This window comes from Streptomyces tateyamensis (genome assembly GCF_003205575.1).
In the GTDB taxonomy this organism is placed as follows: domain Bacteria; phylum Actinomycetota; class Actinomycetes; order Streptomycetales; family Streptomycetaceae; genus Kitasatospora; species Kitasatospora tateyamensis.
Genome location: NZ_PYBW01000074.1, coordinates 19,739 through 34,165, shown reverse-complemented (window position 1 = coordinate 34,165; position 14,427 = coordinate 19,739). Strand labels below are relative to the sequence as shown.

The window sequence follows — 14,427 nt, the reverse complement described above, 5'->3', positions numbered from 1 at the left end:
CAGGTTCAGCTGTTGATCAGGCTGCGCAGCACGTACTGCAGGATGCCGCCGTTGCGGTAGTAGTCCGCCTCGCCGGGGGTGTCGATGCGCACCACGGCGTCGAACTCGACGTCACCGGCCTTGACCTTGACGGTCTTCGGGGTGCGGCCCTCGTTCAGCTCGGTCACGCCGGTGAAGGAGAAGGTCTCCTCGCCGGTCAGGCCCAGGCTGTCGGCGTTCTGGCCGGCCGGGAACTGCAGCGGCAGCACGCCCATGCCGATCAGGTTGGAGCGGTGGATGCGCTCGTAGGACTCGGCGATGACGGCCTTGACGCCGAGCAGCGCGGTGCCCTTGGCCGCCCAGTCGCGGGACGAGCCGGAGCCGTACTCCTTGCCGGCCAGCACGACCAGCGGGATGCCGGCCGCCTGGTAGTTCTGCGAGGCGTCGTAGATGAACGACACCGGCGCGTCGGGCTGGGTGAAGTCGCGGGTGTAGCCGCCCTCGGTGCCCGGCGCGACCTGGTTGCGCAGGCGGATGTTGGCGAAGGTGCCGCGGATCATGACCTCGTGGTTGCCACGGCGCGAGCCGTAGGAGTTGAAGTCACGCTTCTCCACACCGTGCTCGGTGAGGTACTGCGCCGCCGGGGTGCCCGGCTTGATGTTGCCGGCCGGGGAGATGTGGTCGGTGGTGACCGAGTCGCCCAGCTTCGCCAGGACACGGGCACCGGCGATGTCGGTCACCGGGCTCGGGGTCTTGGCCATGCCCTCGAAGTACGGGGGCTTGCGGACGTAGGTGGACTCGGCGTCCCACTCGAAGGTGTTGCCGGTCGGGACCGGGAGCGACTGCCAGCGGTGGTCGCCGGCGAAGACGTCCTGGTAGCCCTTGTCGAACATGGCCTCGTCGATGGAGCCGGCGACGGTGTCGGCGACCTCCTGCTCGGACGGCCAGATGTCGGCGAGGAAGACGTCGTTGCCGTCCGCGTCCTGGCCCAGCGCCTCCCGGGTGATGTCGACGTTCATGTTGCCGGCCAGCGCGTAGGCGACCACCAGCGGCGGGGAGGCCAGGTAGTTCATCTTCACGTCCGGGTTGATCCGGCCCTCGAAGTTGCGGTTGCCGGAGAGCACCGAGACGACCGCCAGGTCGGCCTCGTTGACGGCGGCCGAGACCTCCTCGGGCAGCGGGCCCGAGTTGCCGATGCAGGTGACGCAGCCGTAGCCGACCAGGTTGAAGCCCAGCTTCTCCATGTACGGGAGCAGGCCGGCCTTCTCGTAGTAGTCCATGACGACCTTGGACCCGGGGGCCAGGGTGGTCTTGACCCAGGGCTTGACGCGCAGGCCCTTCTCCACGGCCTTCTTCGCCAGCAGGGCGGCGCCCAGCATGACGGAGGGGTTGGAGGTGTTGGTGCAGGAGGTGATCGAGGCGATCACGACCGCGCCGTTGTCGATCTCGTAGGACGAGCCGTCGGGGGCGGTGACGGCGGTCGGCTTCGAGGCCTCGGCGGAGTAGGTCGGCAGCGCCTCGGCGAACTTCGCGGCGGCCTCGGCCAGGACCACGCGGTCCTGCGGGCGCTTGGGGCCGGAGATCGACGGGACGACGGTGGAGACGTCCAGCTCCAGGTACTCGGAGAAGACCGGCTCGACCGACGGGTCGTGCCAGAGGCCCTGCTCCTTGGCGTACGCCTCGACCAGGGCGAGCTGCTGCTCGTCGCGGCCGGTGAGCTTGAGGTAGTTGATGGTCTCGGCGTCGATCGGGAAGATCGCACAGGTCGAGCCGAACTCCGGCGACATGTTGCCGATGGTGGCGCGGTTCGCCAGCGGGATGGAGGTGACGCCCTCGCCGTAGAACTCGACGAACTTGCCGACCACGCCGTGCTTGCGCAGCATCTCGGTGATGGTCAGCACCAGGTCGGTGGCGGTGGTGCCGGCCGGCAGCTGGCCGTTGAGCTTGAAGCCCACCACGCGCGGGATCAGCATCGAGACCGGCTGGCCGAGCATCGCGGCCTCGGCCTCGATGCCGCCGACGCCCCAGCCCAGCACGCCCAGGCCGTTGACCATGGTGGTGTGCGAGTCGGTGCCGACGCAGGTGTCGGGGTACGCCTGGCCACCGCGGACCATGACGGTGCGGGCCAGGTGCTCGATGTTGACCTGGTGCACGATGCCGGTGCCCGGGGGGACGACCTTGAACTCGTCGAACGCGGTCTGGCCCCAGCGCAGGAACTGGTAGCGCTCCTTGTTGCGGCCGTACTCGATCTCGACGTTCTGGACGAAGGCCTCCGGGGTGCCGAACTTGTCGGCGATGACCGAGTGGTCGATGACCAGCTCGGCCGGGGCCAGCGGGTTGATCTTGGCCGGGTCGCCGCCCAGCTCCTTGACCGCCTCGCGCATGGTGGCCAGGTCGACCACGCAGGGCACGCCGGTGAAGTCCTGCATGATCACGCGGGCCGGCGTGAACTGGATCTCCTCGCTCGGCTCGGCGTTCGGGTCCCACCCGGCCAGCGCGCGGATGTGGTCGGCGGTGATGTTCGCGCCGTCCTCGGTGCGGAGCAGGTTCTCCAGCAGCACCTTGAGGCTGTACGGCAGCCGCTCGGAACCCTCGACGGCGGAGAGCTTGAAGATCTCGTACGACTCGTCGCCCACCTGCAGCGAGCTGCGGGCGTCGAAGCTGTTCGCGGACACGACTGACTCCTTCTAGGTGCTTCGTGCGGCACGTGGGGGTTGTGGTGCCCAGACGCTGCCCACACGAGGAAGCCCGTGGATCGCCTCTCGGCAAGTATCTTGATGTCGAGATAAATCATAGCGCCGAGTTATCTCGATGTCGAGATAAACCATAGTGCATGGGCACCCGGGGAGTGACCTCGGGCACCCCTCCGGCGCGCCCCCTGCGGATTGCCCCGGACCCGGCCGTAACGCGGCGGGCGGGCTCGCGCGTCTAACCAGAGCGAGCGCGCGTCGCACGGTGGCCGGGCGGTGGTCCGGCCCGGGCGGGGCGCTGGTGCAGGAGGGTCCGGGCGCTGGTCCGGGAGGGCCGGGCACTGGTCACCAGGCGCGGGCCGCTGCTCCGGCAGGGGCCGGACCGGCTCCGGCTCAGGTCGATCTTGAGGGGGACGAGTGATCGGAAAGCCATGGGGCAGCGATGTCCCGGACGGCTTCGAGGAGTTCGCGTACGCCAGGGGGCGCCGGCTGTTCCGGACGGCGCTGCTGCTCGCCGGGGACTGGCACCTCGCCGAGGACCTGACCCAGGCCACCCTGGCCAAGCTCTTCGCGTCCTGGGCCAAGGTCCGGCGCGCCGAGCACCCGGAGGCGTACGCGCGCAGCGTGCTGGTGCGGACCTATCTCTCGCACCACCGGCTGCGCCGCTCCGCCGAGCGGCCGGCCGTCGGCGAACTGCCGGACGTGGTGGCTCCGCAGGGTGATCCGGAGTTGCGGGTCACCCTGCTCGCGGCGCTGGGCGAGCTGGGGCCCAGGGACCGGGCGGTGCTGGTGCTGCGGTACTGGGAGGACCGCAGCGTCGAGGAGACCGCCGCCGAGCTCAACACCAGCCCGGGTGCCGTGCGCAGCCAGTGCCTGCGGGCACTGGCACGTCTGCGCGAAGCACTCGGACCGCAGTCGGACCTGCTCCGGGCGTAGGAGGGGTCGCCGGCGGATCCGCGGCGGATCAGCCGGTGCGCGACGGCGCGGACGGCACGGATGGCGCGGACGGCACGGGCCTCGCGGGCGCGGGGCGTGGCACAGAGGCGTGCGGCGTCGCAGTTGCCCGTGCTGAGCGCGGCTGCCTGTAGGCGCAGCCGGAGCTGGCTGCGGCTGGCCGTGGCTGGCGGTGGCCGGCGGCGCCGACCGGATCCGTCGAGCGCCCTCCAGGGCCACCGGCTGGGAGCCCGGCGCAGTCGCCGACTGACACTTCGTTGATTCCTGACACAGTGAGGAAGGGCGGTCATGAACGAACCCGATGCGTGGGGCGAAGGCCTCGAGGGCGAGCAGCTCTCCAACGGCCTGCAACGAGCGGTTGGGCAGGTCGAACCGGACCTCGGGATGCTGGTCGGCCGGGCCGCGGTGCGGGGGCGGTCGCTGCGCCGCCGGCGGCGGGCGGCCACCGGGGCCTCGGTACTGGCGGTGGTCGCGGGGGTGGCCGGCCTGGCGCAGCTGACCGGGGTGGGCGACGCGCGGCAGAACGCCGCCGCCGCGAGCAGGTCGCCCGCGGGCCCGGTGGTGTGGCACGGGCAGTACGCGCTCACCGGGCAGGGCCTGCTGCTCGGGGTGGTGGACGCGCTGCCGACGGGGGTCCAGTTCGGCGGGGCCTCCGGGCAGCTGACGACCGCTTCGGCCAGCAGCGGCGCGCAGCCGCAGGTCCACGTGTCGGCGATGGCCAGCGGCCCGAACGACGAGCAGGGCTCGCAGTTCCTCAGCCTCAGCTTCGACAGCGACCTCGCCGGGTACCTGGCCCAGCCCGGCACCATCGACTGGCTCCCGGGCAGCCCCGGCCCGGCCACGGGCGAGGCGCTGGACTGCGCGAACGTCAAGCCGGCTGCCGAGAACGAGAAGGTCGTCTGCACCCCCAGCACGCTGCCCGGCGGCGGGCGGCTGCGGGTGGTCGACCGGCAGGGCAAGCAGGGCCTGTCGGTCAGCGTCGTCTACCAGCGGCCCGACGGCGCGGTCATCGCGGCCTACACCGAGCGGGAGAGCCCGATCCCGGTCCGGAGCGGCACGGCCACCCAGTGGGCGCCGCCGAGCTTCACCGCCGACCAGCTCAGGGCAGCCCTGCAGAACCCGGAGCTGCAGGCCTGGACGACACCGGAGTTCGCGGCGAAGGCCGCTGCGACGGTGCGGCCGTACGACGACGCGAACCTGCCGAGCTGCCCGGGGCCGGTCGGGCTGGTCACGATCATGCCGCCGGCCCGACCCACCGGCCCGGCCCGGGTGCCCGTCGGGGCGGGGGGCACGCCCTCCGGCTCGGCCTACCCGGGAGGGGCGAGTGCGAGCCCGACTCCTGGTGCGGGTGGGGCGGGTGCGGGTGGCGTGCCCAGCGGCCGGCCGACCGACCTGCCGGGCTCCGGCGGCTCCTCCGGTACGCCCGGGGACTGCCCGTCGAGCTCGCCCTCGAAGTGGGTGAGCAGTCCGCCGCAGGTCCTGACCAGCACGGTCCCGGTCTGGCCGGCTCAGCCCTGAGCCGAGCAGGCCGCCACGGTCCAGGGGATCCGCGCCACGGGGCCGGCGCGGATCCCCTGCGGGGCGGGGCGGCCGGCCGAGCCGCTCCCGTACGGGTGACCCTGCGGCATGGTGGCCCGGCGGCGCGGCCGGCGGACGGGACGGTGGAAGCCGACCCGTCGTCAGCTCCGGAAAGGTCCGCCCGCCATGCGCGCTCCGCTGCTCGCCGCCTCCTCGTTCACCGCTGCCCTGTCCCTGGTCGCGCTGGGTGCGCCCGGGGCCGGGGCGGCCGGGCCGGCCACCGTGGTGACCGGCCGGTTCGCGCCGGCCGGGGCCGGGGCGGCGGTCACCTTCGCGCCGGACCTGGTGCCGTTCGGCGCCCAGGTGCAGCTGGTGGCGGGTCAGCTGGGCGGGCGCACCGAGGTGCGGCTGACGGTGCAGGGGCTGGCGCCCTGGCACAGCTTCCCGGTGCACGCGCACACCGGGGCCTGCGGTGCGGCGCCGACCGACTCCGGGCCGCACTACCAGGACCAGGTGGACCCGGTGCAGCCGTCCACCGACCCGGCCTACGCCAACGACCGCAACGAGTTGCACCTGCTGCTCAGCACGGACGGCACCGGGCATGCCGAGGCGCGGGCCGAGCTCGACTGGACCTTCCGCCCCGGCGAGGCCCGCTCGGTGGTCCTGCACGCCGGGGCCGATGCCGGCGGGCACCCGGCGAGCGAGCGGGTGGCCTGCGTCGACGTGCCGTTCTGACCGCCGGTCAGCCCGACTCCGACGGCGGCTCAGCTGCCGCGGCGGCTCAGCCCGACTCCGACGGCGACTCAGCGGCCGGGCTCAGCTGCCGAGGGTGGCGACCAGCACCGCCTTGATGGTGTGCAGCCGGTTCTCCGCCTGGTCGAAGACCACCGAGTGCGCCGACTCGAACAGCTCGTCGGTGCACTCGAGCTCGGTCATCCCGGTGGCCTCGTGCAGCTCGCGGGCCAGCGTGGTGCCCAGGTCGTGGAAGGCCGGCAGGCAGTGTAGGAACTTGACCCGCGGGTTGCCGGTGGCCCGGACGGTGTCCATCGAGACCTGGTAGGCCTTCAGCTGCTCGATCCGCTCGACCCAGATCTCCTTGGGCTCGCCCATCGAGACCCAGACATCGGTGTAGAGGAAGTCCACCCCGGCCACGCCCTCGGCCACCGACTCGGTGTAGCTGAGCCGCGCACCACTGACCGCCGCGAGCTGTTCGGCCGACTTGCGCACGCCCTCGCCGGGCCAGTACGCCTGGGGGGCCACGATCCGCAGGTCCATCCCGAGCAGCGCGGCGGTGACCAGCAGCGAATTGCCCATGTTGTACCGGGCGTCGCCGAGGTAGGCGAGCGAGACCTCCGGCAGCGGCTTGGCGCAGTGCTCCTGGACGGTCAGCAGGTCGGCCAGCATCTGGGTGGGGTGCCACTCGTCGGTCAGCCCGTTGTAGACCGGCACCCCGGCGTAGGCGGCCAGCTCCTCCACCACCGCCTGGCCGTGGCCGCGGTACTCGATCGCGTCGAACATCCGGCCCAGCACCCGGGCGGTGTCCCGGGCCGACTCCTTGTGGCCGATCTGCGAACCGGCGGGCTCCAGGTAGGTGGTGGATGCGCCCTGGTCGTGGGCGGCCACCTCGAAGGCGCACCTGGTCCGGGTCGAGGTCTTCTCGAAGATCAGCGCGATGTTCTTGCCGCGCAGCCGGGGCTGCTCGGTGCCGGCGTACTTGGCGGCCTTGAGCTGGGCGGCCAGGTCGAGCAGGAATCGGAACTCCTGGGCCGTGAAGTCGAGCTCCTTGAGGAAGTGCCGGTTCCGGAGATTCAAGGCCATGCCGGGCTCCTGAGGTGACGGGACTTGGGATGCGGTGGCAATAGTATACGAATCCTCGAATTTATATGCAGCGGCCCGCATGGTGGGACGCCGGCGCCGGGAGCGGCCGGAGTGCTGCCCGCACCCCGGCCGCCACCGATCACCCTCGGCCGGCCGCCACCCGCCGCCGGCTGCCCGCCGCTGGCCGCCCGCACCGCGCACCTGCTGGAACCGCAGGTCCGTGGCTAGAGCCGCGGGTCCACCGGCTCGGATTCCAGCGCCAGCACCGCGAAGACCGGCTCGTGCACCCGCCAGAGCGGCTCGCCGGCGGCCAGCCGGTCCAGCGCCTCCAGGCCCAGGGCGTACTCGCGCAGCGCGAGCGACCGCTTGTGGCCCAGGGCCCGCTGGCGCAGCACGTCCAGGTGCTCGGTGTAGTCCGGACCGTAGATGATCCGCAGGTACTCCCGCCCGCGCACCTTCAGCCCCGGCTGGATCAGGCCGCCCGGGCGCCCCTGCCCGGCCGCAGCGCGGACCAGCGAGGCCAACGGCTTGACCACCATGCCCTCGCCGCCGGCCGCGGTGAGCTCCTCCCACCAGGCGATGCCGGCGGCCACCGAGGCCTCGTCCGCGGTGTCCACCACCAGTCGGCCGGTGGCCTTGAGCAGCGGCTCGACCCCGCCCTCGGCGGCGAGCTCCCGGTCGGCCGCGGCCAGCTGGTCCAGCCAGGCGAGGTGCTGGTCGTGCGGGCGCACGGCCAGGTTGGCCCCCTCGGCGGCGAGCACCTGGAACGGCGCCAGCCGGATCCCGCTGAGCCCCTCGGTCGGCCAGCAGTACTGCCGGTAGGCGGCGGTGAAGGCCGCCGCGTCGGCGGCCCGGCGGCGCTGACGCTCGGTCAGCTCGGTGAGGCCGTCGACTCCCCGGTCGGCGGCCGCGGCCAGGGCGGCCAGCACCTCGGGCAGCGCGGCCCCGGCGGCGGCGCCGACCGCGGCGTACTGCCTACGCAGCAGGTCCAGCGCCTTGAGCGACCAGGGCAGCAGCTCGGCGTCGAGCAGCAGCCAGTCGCTGCCCAGCTCCTCGAACAGGCCGGCCCGCTCGGCCGCGGCCCGGACCCGGTCGAGCAGCGCACCGGTCAGCTCCTGGTCGCCGAGGAAGGCGCGCCCGGTCCTGGTCCAGACGGCTCCCGGCCCGGCCAGGCCGAACCGGCGCTCCAGCGCCGAGCCGTCCCGGGCCACCAGCACCACGGCGCGCGAACCCATGTGCTTCTCCTCGCAGACCACCTCGCGCACACCGTCGGCCCGGTAGGCGAAGAAGGCCTCCTCGGGGTGCTCCAGGTAGCCCTCGCGACGCGAGGTGGCGCTGGGCGCCATGGTCGGCGGCAGGTAGGCGAGCAACCGCGGGTCGAGCGCGAACCGGCTCATCACCTCCAGCGCGGCCGCCGCGTTCTCCTCCCGGACCGCGATCCGCCCGTGCAGCGAGGTCTCCACCACCCGGCGCCCGGCCACGTCCGCCAAGTCCAGCGGCCGGCCTTCGCGGGCACCGGGCGCATCGGTGGCCATCGGGCGCACCGGCGCGTACCACTCCCGCTCGGCCGGCACCTCGACCAGCTCCCGCTCGGGGTAGCGCAGCGCGGTCAGCGAGCCGCCGAACACGGCTCCGGTGTCCAGGCAGATGGTGTTGTTGAGGAAGCTCGGCACCGGGACCGGGGTGTGTCCGTAGACCACCAGCGCCTTGCCCCGGTACTCCTCAGCCCACGGGTAGCGCACCGGCAGGCCGTACTCGTCGGTCTCGCCGGTGGTGTCGCCGTAGAGCGCGTGCGAGCGGACCCGGCCGGAGTTGCGGCCGTGGTACTTCTCCGGCAGACCGGCGTGACAGACCACCAACCGCCCCTCGTCCAGCAGGTAGTGGCTGACCAGGCCGCGGATGAAGGCCTGCACCTCGACGACGAACTCCGGCGGCTCGGCGGCCAGCTGGTCCAGCGACTCCTGCAGGCCGTGCGAGACGGTGACCTTGCGCCCGCCCAGCGCCCGGCCCAGTTTGTTCTCGTGGTTGCCGGGCACGCAGAGCGCGTGGCCGGCCGCCACCATGCCCATCACCAGGCGCAGCACGCCCGGAGTGTCCGGGCCTCGGTCGACCAGGTCGCCGACGAAGACCGCGGTGCGGTCGGCCGGCGGAAGCGCGTCCACCGGGCGGCCCTGCTCGTCCCGGACCAGCTGGTAGCCGAGCCGGGTGAGCAGGGTCTCCAGCTCGGCCCGGCAGCCGTGCACGTCACCGACGATGTCGAACGGACCGCGCCGGTCGCGCAGGTCGTTCCACCGCTTCTCCAGCTCGATCTCGGCGGCCGCCACCTCGGCCACCCCGCGCAGGTGGTGCACCTTGCGGAAGCCCTCACGCTCCAGGCCGGCCAGCGAGCGGCGCAGTTCGCGGTGCTGACGCGGGATCACGTGGTCGCCGAAGTCGCGGTCGGGCCGCTGCCGGTTCCGCTCGGCGCAGACGCCCGGCGGCACGTCCAGCACGATGGCGATCGGCAGCACGTCGTGCGCCCGGGCGAGCGCCACCAGCTGCTTGCGGGCGGCGGGCTGCACGTTGGTCGCGTCCACGACGGTGAGCCGGCCGGCGGCCAGCCGCTTGCCGACGATGTAGTGCAGCAGCTCGAAGGCCTCGGCGGAGGCGGACTGGTCGTTCTCGTCGTCCGAGACCAGGCCGCGGCAGAAGTCCGAGGAGATCACCTGGGTGGGCTTGAAGTGCTGACGGGCGAAGGAGGACTTGCCCGCGCCGCTGGTGCCGATCAGCACCACCAGGGAGAGGTCGGTGACGGGCAGGCGGCGGGGCTGACGCCCGGTCGACTGATCGGTGGTCGGGTCGGTCATCGGGTCTCGCTCCTCTCGGTGTGGTCGGTGGAGCCGGCGAACGCGGCGGCAGTGGTGGTGGCGGCGGGCCCGGCGGCAGCGACTGTGGCGGCGGGCCCGGCGGCAGCGCCGGGGGTAGCAGGCTCGGCGGCAGCGCCGGGGGTAGCAGGCTCGGCGGCAGCGGTGGTGGCAGCAGGACCGGTGCCCTGGGTCGTGCCGATCCGGAAGAGGGCCAGCTGGGTGGGCGAGCCCACCTCCTGGTCCTGCGGTCCGACCGGTCGCAGCGCCACGGTGTAGCCGTAGTTCGCCGCGACCCGCTCGGCCCACTGCCGGAACTCGGCGCGGTCCCACTCGAACCGGTGGTCGGCGTGCCGGTGCTCGCCGGCCGGCAGGGTCTCCCAGCGGACGTTGTACTCCGCGTTCGGCGTGGTGACGATCACCGTGCCCGGGCGGGCGGCACCGAAGACGGCGTGCTCCAGCGCGGGCAGCCGGGGCAGGTCCAGGTGCTCGATCACCTCGCAGAGCACTGCGGCGTCGTACCCCTTGAGCCGGGCGTCGGTGTAGGTGAGCGCGCCCTGCACCAGCCGGACCCGGGAGGCCTGACGCTCCGTCATACGCGCCAGCCGCAGCTTGCGGGAAGCCGCGGCCAGCGCGCCCGCCGACACGTCCACCCCGAGGACCTCGGTGACCTGCTTCTCCTTGAGCAGTGCAGCCACCAGCTCGCCCTGCCCGCAGCCGAGGTCGAGCACCCGGGCCGCACCCGAGGCCCGCAGCAGCTCCAGGATGGACTCGCGACGCTGCTGGGCCAGCGGGACCGGCCGGTCCGCTCCGGCGGCCGGCTCCTCCGGGCCCTCTGCCGGCGAGGCGTTGTCCTGGGCGAGGCTGTCCGACGCGGCGCTGTCCGGCTCCTCGGTCGGCACGGCGTTGTCCAGCTCCTCGACCTCGGCGTCGTCCGCCTCGGCCAGCCGGGCCAGCTCGAGCCGGCGCAGCGCCTCGTTCGCCAGCGACCAGCGCCGGTGCAGGTAGCGACGGATGATCAGGGCCCGGTCCGGGTGCTCCGCGAGCCAGCCCTCCCCCGCATCCAGCAGCTTGTCCACCTCGTCCGGCGAGACCCAGTAGTGCTTGGCCCCGTCGAGCACCGGCAGCAGCACGTAGAGCTGCTGGAGTGCCTCGGCCAGCCGCAGCGTGCCGGTCAGCTCCACACCGAGGTAGCGCGACTCGCCCCAGCTGGGGAACGACTCGTCCAGCGGGATCGGGGTGGCCGTCACCTGCCAGCCCAGCGGCTCGAAGAGCTGCTCGACCAACGAGCGCTCCTCGGGCGCGCGCCGCTCGCCACCGCCGACCGCCACCGCGGGCAGCCGCACCGTCAGCGGGCGGGGCTGCTCGGCCAGACCGGGCCGCTGCTCGCAGACACCCTTCATCGCCGTCCGGAAGACCGTGCGCAGGGCCACCGAGAGCAGTGAGGAGGCCGCGTAGGGGCGGTCGTTGACGTACTGCGAGAGCGCGAAGTCCGGCGAGCCGCCGCGGCCCTTGCCGCGGCCCCGTCTGACCAGGGCGATCGGATCCACGTCCAGCAGCAGGGCGGCGGTGCAGCGCTGCTCGTCCGCCTCCGGGTAGAAGACGTGGACCACACCGTGCGCGGTGCTGAACTGCTGGGCCTTCTGCGGGTGCTTGTGCAGCAGAAAGCCCAGGTCGGTGGCCGGACGCTCGGCAGTACCTGTGGTGGAGATCGAGATGAACACCCGATCGAGTATCCCTGGGGCCCCGCGCGGCGGGCACCTGGTTTTGCTCCGGCCCGCGCCGCCCCGCCGTCCGCTGGCTGAGCCGTTTCGGCAGGTGGAGCCGGAATTGGCTACCGTGCTCGGTGTGACTGAAACGACCTCCACCCTCGCCCGTGGCGCTGTGGCCGCCGGCCTGGCGACCCTCGCCGCCGACGGCACCGTGCTCGACACCTGGTTCCCCGCCCCTGCCCTGACCGACGCGCCCGGGCCCTCCGGCACCGTGCGGCTGACGGCCGAAGAGGCCGAGGCCGAGCTCGGCGCCGGTGCCGCCCAGGCGCTGCGCGCCGACGCCCGCCGCGGGGTCGAGGTGGTCGCGGTCCGCACCACCATCGGCTCGCTGGACGAGAAGCCGCTGGACACGCACGACATCTACCTGCGCCTGCACCTGCTGAGCCACCGGCTGGTCCGGCCGCACGGCCAGAACCTGGACGGGATCTTCGCGCTGCTGGCCAACGTCGCCTGGACGAGCATCGGCCCGGTGCCGGTCGACCAGGTCGAGCGGGCCCGGCTGGCGGTGCGCGCCGAGGGCGGTGCGCTGGCCGTCTACGGGATCGACAAGTTCCCGCGGATGACCGACTACGTCTCCCCCGGCGGGGTGCGGATCGCGCACGCGGACCGCGTCCGGCTGGGCGCGCACCTGGCGGCGGGCACCACCGTGATGCACGAGGGCTTCGTCAACTTCAACGCCGGGACGCTGGGCACCTCGATGGTCGAGGGCCGGATCAGCGCGGGCGTGGTGGTCGGCGACCACAGCGACATCGGCGGCGGCGCCTCGATCATGGGCACCCTCTCCGGCGGCGGCAAGCAGGTCGTCTCGGTGGGCGAGCGCTGCCTGCTGGGCGCCAACGCGGGCATCGGCATCTCGCTCGGCAACGACTGCGTGGTCGAGGCCGGCCTCTACGTCACGGCCGGCACCCGGGTGACCACCCCGGACGGCGCGGTGGCCAAGGCGGTCGAGCTGTCCGGGCAGGACAACCTGCTCTTCCGCCGCAACTCGCAGTCGGGAGCGGTCGAGGTCATCGCCCGCACCGGCTCCTGGGGCGGACTGAACGCCGACCTGCACGCGCACAACTGACACCACCCCAGCCTGCGCCACCCCGGGCCCCGACCACGCCGAACGCGCGGTCGGGGCCCGCCGCGTGTCACACCGGGGCCGGCGCGGCACCAGCGGCCGGACAGGCCCTAGCCGAGTCCGTGCGGGCAGAGCAAGCGGGAGGTCACCCGGGGGGCTGAGCGAGCGGGAGGGTTGGACCACATCGAGTGGTGCGCGGTGACCGGGGCACTGCGGGGGTCGTTGGGACGACGGGGCCGGTCGGCCCTCGCGGGACGAGCGGGCACCGCCGTCCGCACGCGTCACACCGCACTCCCGAGCTGGAGGGTCACCCTCATGTCCGAACCCAGGTACGAGGCGCCCGTCGCACCCGCACAGGCCGGGGTCGCGTCCTCCCCCAAGAGCCTGCTGGACCAGATGCAGGAGTTGCTCGCCTCCGTCACCGCCGACCTGGCCGACCTGGGCTCGGACCTGGAGGCGTCCGGCGCCCGCGCGGTGGACCGCCTCGGAGCCGGGGACCCGGCCGGCGGCCCCATTACCTGGTGACCCGGGGCCGGCCCGCAGGCCGGCCCGCTCGGCGGGGTGAGCCGCAGCACCAGCCGCAGCTCGCCCCCGACCCCCTCGGCCGCCCGCCCCGGCGCGACCCCCTCCGCCTCGGCCGCCTCCTCCTCCGGCGAGAGCGGCACCCCGGAGGCTCTGCGGGCCCGGCGGCGGAACACCCGCAGCAGCTCCGAGACCAGGTCGCGGCACTCCTGGGTGGCGTCCAACCCGTCGGTGGCGACCCAGAAGAGACCGGAGGTGCCGCAGTCGTGGGCGATCACCATCAGCGCCTCGGCGGCATCGGATACCAACTGCTGGAGCTCGCGCAGCACCGCCACCGGCTCGCCCACCTCGCTCAGCCGGGCCGCCCGGCCCGGGGTGCACCACTCGGCGCGGCCGGGGCGCTCGGCCGACTCCTCCAACCGCCCGGCGGCGTGGGCCCCGGCCGCGGCCAGCAGCTGGGCCACCGCCGCCACCTCGCCGTCCTGGTGGTCGCCGAGCCAGCCGGCCAGCGCCTCGGTCAGGGTGGCCGCCTGCCAGGCCTCGGCCAGCACGTCCGGCACGGTGCGGGCCTCGGCGATCGCGTGCCGGGAGGTCTTGATCAAGCGCAGCGCATCCATCGACGGGGTGTCCTCTCGCCGGGCCGCCCCCGCTGGACGGCCGGTTGAGAGCAGGGTGCGCGGATCGGACGGATCGCGCACCCACCACCCCGGAACCTGTGGACAACCCCGGCCCTGTGGACAACTCACCGGTACGAGGGCCGGATCATATGCCCCGTCGGGACACCGGATCTGCTGCCCCATCAGGCACCGGATCAGCTGCCCATGAGGACACCGGATCAGCTGCCTCGTCGGACCGGACACCGGCTCGATCGCCCGGCCCGCGTAGGCCCGCTCGCGGGCCTGGGCCAGCGTGCTGCCGGTCACGGTGACCGGATCAGGCGCCCGGCACCGGGAACCGCCGCCCGTTCCGCTCGATCTTCTCCGCCAGCGCCACCAGCGGATCCACCCCCAGCACCGCGCAGAACTGCAGCAGGTACGCCAGCACGTCCGCCACCTCGTCCCGCACCCGCCCCGCCCGCTCCGGGTGCGCCATCACGTCGGCCGCCTGCTCCGGGGTCAACCACTGGAACACCTCCAGCAGTTCACCCGCCTCCACGCTCAACGCGGCGGCCAGGTTCTTCGGGTTGTGGAACGGCTGCCAGCCGCGCACCGCGGCGAACTCGACCAGCCGTGCGGACAGGTCCGCCACCGTCATCTCGGGATCATCAG

At 73.4% G+C, this 14,427-nt stretch carries 10 protein-coding genes; 4 read left to right on the top strand and 6 right to left on the bottom strand.

From position 1 onward, the window contains the following. Nucleotides 1-5: 5 nt before the first annotated feature. A complete protein-coding gene (gene acnA, locus C7C46_RS20140) occupies nt 6-2,654 on the bottom strand; it encodes an aconitate hydratase AcnA (protein WP_110671273.1) in 2,649 nt (882 codons plus the stop codon). A 432-nt stretch (nt 2,655-3,086) separates the two neighbouring features. On the opposite strand from acnA, the gene C7C46_RS20135 reads away from it, so the two are divergent. The 3 genes from C7C46_RS20135 to C7C46_RS20125 all read left to right on the top strand — a co-directional run bounded on the left by C7C46_RS20135 (nt 3,087) and on the right by C7C46_RS20125 (nt 5,876). Then, entirely contained in the window at nt 3,087-3,605 is a 519-nt protein-coding gene (locus C7C46_RS20135; protein ID WP_245984574.1) for a SigE family RNA polymerase sigma factor, read from the top strand. A gap of 306 nt (nt 3,606-3,911) precedes the next feature. Next, complete coding sequence (locus C7C46_RS20130; protein WP_110671272.1) at nt 3,912-5,141, top strand: hypothetical protein; 1,230 nt, start codon at nt 3,912-3,914, stop codon at nt 5,139-5,141. 186 nt (nt 5,142-5,327) lie between these two features. Beyond that, nucleotides 5,328-5,876, top strand: coding sequence for a superoxide dismutase family protein (locus tag C7C46_RS20125; RefSeq protein ID WP_110671271.1), 549 nt, complete (start codon nt 5,328-5,330; stop codon nt 5,874-5,876). Between the two features lie 81 nt (nt 5,877-5,957). Here the strand turns inward: C7C46_RS20125 and argF are convergent, their stop codons facing one another. The 3 genes from argF to C7C46_RS20110 form a co-directional block, all read right to left on the bottom strand. Next, nucleotides 5,958-6,959, bottom strand: coding sequence for an ornithine carbamoyltransferase (gene argF / locus C7C46_RS20120; RefSeq protein WP_110671270.1), 1,002 nt, complete (start codon nt 6,957-6,959; stop codon nt 5,958-5,960). A 224-nt stretch (nt 6,960-7,183) separates the two neighbouring features. Continuing rightward, nucleotides 7,184-9,805: a polynucleotide kinase-phosphatase gene (locus C7C46_RS20115; protein ID WP_110671269.1), complete on the bottom strand. Its 2,622-nt coding sequence runs from the start codon at nt 9,803-9,805 to the stop codon at nt 7,184-7,186. Next, nucleotides 9,802-11,526: a 3' terminal RNA ribose 2'-O-methyltransferase Hen1 gene (locus C7C46_RS20110; RefSeq protein ID WP_110671268.1), complete on the bottom strand. Its 1,725-nt coding sequence runs from the start codon at nt 11,524-11,526 to the stop codon at nt 9,802-9,804. Before C7C46_RS20110 ends, C7C46_RS20115 begins: the two co-directional genes overlap by 4 nt. Nucleotides 11,527-11,650: 124 nt before the next feature. Between C7C46_RS20110 and dapD the strand changes: the two genes are divergently transcribed. Beyond that, a complete protein-coding gene (gene dapD / locus C7C46_RS20105) occupies nt 11,651-12,640 on the top strand; it encodes a 2,3,4,5-tetrahydropyridine-2,6-dicarboxylate N-succinyltransferase (RefSeq protein WP_110671329.1) in 990 nt (329 codons plus the stop codon). Nucleotides 12,641-12,918: 278 nt separating this feature from the next. On the opposite strand, the gene C7C46_RS35150 is transcribed toward dapD, so the two are convergent. Both C7C46_RS35150 and C7C46_RS20090 read right to left on the bottom strand, forming a co-directional pair. Next, a complete protein-coding gene (locus C7C46_RS35150; RefSeq protein WP_181442430.1) occupies nt 12,919-13,776 on the bottom strand; it encodes a DUF6099 family protein in 858 nt (285 codons plus the stop codon). 316 nt (nt 13,777-14,092) lie between these two features. Further along, nucleotides 14,093-14,413, bottom strand: a complete 321-nt coding sequence (locus C7C46_RS20090; protein WP_425470099.1) for a nucleotide pyrophosphohydrolase — start codon at nt 14,411-14,413, stop codon at nt 14,093-14,095. Nucleotides 14,414-14,427: the final 14 nt, after the last annotated feature.

Excerpts from the sequence above, each read along its gene's own strand:
- C7C46_RS20090 (WP_425470099.1), bottom strand. The coding sequence starts at position 14,413 with ATGACGGTGGCGGACCTGTCCGCACGGCTGGTCGAGTTCGCCGCGGTG.
- C7C46_RS20125 (WP_110671271.1), top strand. The coding sequence starts at position 5,328 with ATGCGCGCTCCGCTGCTCGCCGCCTCCTCGTTCACCGCTGCCCTGTCC.
- argF (WP_110671270.1), bottom strand. The coding sequence starts at position 6,959 with ATGGCCTTGAATCTCCGGAACCGGCACTTCCTCAAGGAGCTCGACTTC.
- C7C46_RS35150 (WP_181442430.1), bottom strand. The coding sequence starts at position 13,776 with ATGGATGCGCTGCGCTTGATCAAGACCTCCCGGCACGCGATCGCCGAG.
- C7C46_RS20115 (WP_110671269.1), bottom strand. The coding sequence starts at position 9,805 with ATGACCGACCCGACCACCGATCAGTCGACCGGGCGTCAGCCCCGCCGC.
- C7C46_RS20130 (WP_110671272.1), top strand. The coding sequence starts at position 3,912 with ATGAACGAACCCGATGCGTGGGGCGAAGGCCTCGAGGGCGAGCAGCTC.